The organism is Sphingomonas sp. ABOLH (assembly GCF_003951715.1).
Taxonomy (GTDB): Bacteria; Pseudomonadota; Alphaproteobacteria; order Sphingomonadales; family Sphingomonadaceae; genus Sphingomonas; species Sphingomonas hankookensis_A.
The window spans coordinates 1-2,142 of the sequence record NZ_QQWV01000098.1 but is presented as its reverse complement, the minus strand read 5'-3'; the positions used below and the strand labels follow the sequence as shown (position 1 = coordinate 2,142).

Below are 2,142 nucleotides of genomic sequence, written 5' to 3'. Positions count from 1 at the left end.
CTTGTCGATGTCCGGGCGAAGCTCTTTAGTATCTGTCTTCCAGCTTCGCCCGACCATGGATCATCGCTGACTCCGAGCCGTGGCGGCGGTGTGAACATCAGCCGGTACAGCGTGGGGTTTTCCAACTTAGAGCAAAAAAAGGGACCTATATATTTAGCTAGCCACGAGTGGCTATGAAAGGGCCCGCGCTCGGAACTCCTCATCTACCTCTGCCGTCATTTCGGCGATCTGGGCCTTCATGGCGGCAACCTTGGCGTCGTGGGCTTCCATCATCTCAATGAGCGCTCGCTGTTCGGTAATATCCGGAAGGGGGATTTTTGCCTTCTCAAGGCGCCCCTTGCTTGAGGTCTGCCCTTTGGCTGCTTTGCGGGCACCGGGCACCGGAATGCGAGGGAGCACGTAATAGAGGAACTTTGGGAGCACCCGATCATCCTTGGGAATGATCGCAGCGATTGCTTCGTTAGTGTACATGGGCCGCCCGGTAATCGCCACTTTACCTAGTGAGAGCTTGAAGCTGAACAGTACGGTGCCTGCGGGAACCGGCTTTACAGAGGAGTTCGCAACGCCAGCGTCCGTCAGCCGCTCCTCTGTCTCGTGCAGTTCCATCTCCTCACATGCGGTAAGGTCCGCGATTTTCGCAAACAGATGCTCGCCCCCGTAGTACTCCCGCTTTTTCGTGTTGGGCGTGCCGCCGATTACAATGTTGCACACTCCTTTTTTGCCACCCAGTTGGACCCATTCCGGGTTGGCGTATTGATCACGGAACTCATCAATCGTCAGCTTGTGGCCATGCTTGCGGATAGTTGCGATATCGACAGAGAATGAGCGATCGGAATGGCCTCGCTCCGACCAAAGCTGCCGTAAGAGCGGGAGGTCGTTCTCTGGTATCGGACGCCGTCCAAGCTTCCTGGTGCTCTTCTCGAAGCCATCATTGATGACATCAAAAAACCACACCGACTTAGTTGGCTTGCCTTTTTTGAAGATCAGCAAGCTGGTGGGCTGCCCGGTATACGGGCGGAAAACATACTCATGAAGGCTGACGACCGCTTCCAGCTCGCAGGTCTCAAGCAAGCTTTTCCGAACTCGCACATAAGGGGAGGCTTCATCAAACAGCACACCCTCAGGCACAACCACGCCGGCCCGCCCACCTTCCTTCAGTGCGTTGATGATGTGCTGGAGAAATACAGGGTTGGCGTTGTCAGTTTCATAGCCGTATAAGCCGGAATAATCCGTCTCTTGTGAGAACGGAAAGTTGGCCAGAACTACGTCGTATTCTTCTTTGACGGGCTTGGACAAGCTGTCCATCTGTTCGATGTTGTTGTGTCCATCGCCTATGATTATCATGTTCATCTTTGCCACTTTGGCTGTGGCGGTAAGCTCCCGACCGAAGATCGTATCTTCCCTCAAAAAGCGAAGATTCTCAGGCGTGTTTTTCACCTTCCCCTTCACGTGCCGAAAAGCTTGGATAAGGAAACCACCGGTCCCGCAGGTGGGATCGTAAATGGTCTCCTCAAAAAGAGGATCAACTAGATCAACGGCAAGCTTCACGATATGGCGAGGGGTGAAATACTCTCCGAGGTCGTTACCCACAGACACGGAGTTGCGGAGGAAGTACTCGAAAGCATCCCCTTTGATGTCAGAATCGGTGTTTAGTAACGCGAGCTTAGACAGTCGCTTTACGATTAGTCCAAGGGTTTTGGGGCTCTTGATCGCTAAGGTTTTCTGGAAGACGTCGCTGCTGTGATTGTAATTCTTAACTAGCCGGGGCAAAACAGTATCATTGATGTAGTCTAGCATTTCCTGATCGGGCTTGTCCTTGAAAGCGTCCCAGCAATAGCGTTCTTCGAGTATCCGCGGTTCTCCGTTGGCCTCCCGATCTGCCTCGATCTCGCTGATGAGCTTGAGGAACAAGAGGTTGGAGAACTCCGTGAAGCGCTCCAGTCCTTCCCGCAGGCCTTCCTTGCGAAGCAAGTCGTTTGCCGCGCCGAAGGCGCTGATAAGCTCCTGCTTCGTGTGTAAGCGTGGCGTGAGGACCGCAGTTTATGCGGCTTGGGCTGTTGGCTGATCTGTCTGGGGCACCCAGTTCCACGGCATCAGCTCGTCCCAGCGGGTGGCGGGCCAGTCGCCGGCGACCCTGGCGAT

At 54.4% G+C, this 2,142-nt stretch carries 1 protein-coding gene; it reads right to left on the bottom strand.

Annotated elements, in window-relative coordinates; genetic code table 11:
* Positions 1–171: 171 nt before the first annotated feature.
* Positions 172–1,971 carry an N-6 DNA methylase gene (locus tag CA237_RS19350; RefSeq protein WP_126015317.1) on the bottom strand — a complete coding sequence of 600 codons (1,800 nt, stop codon included), beginning with the start codon at positions 1,969–1,971 and terminating at the stop codon, positions 172–174.
* Positions 1,972–2,142 lie beyond the last annotated feature (171 nt).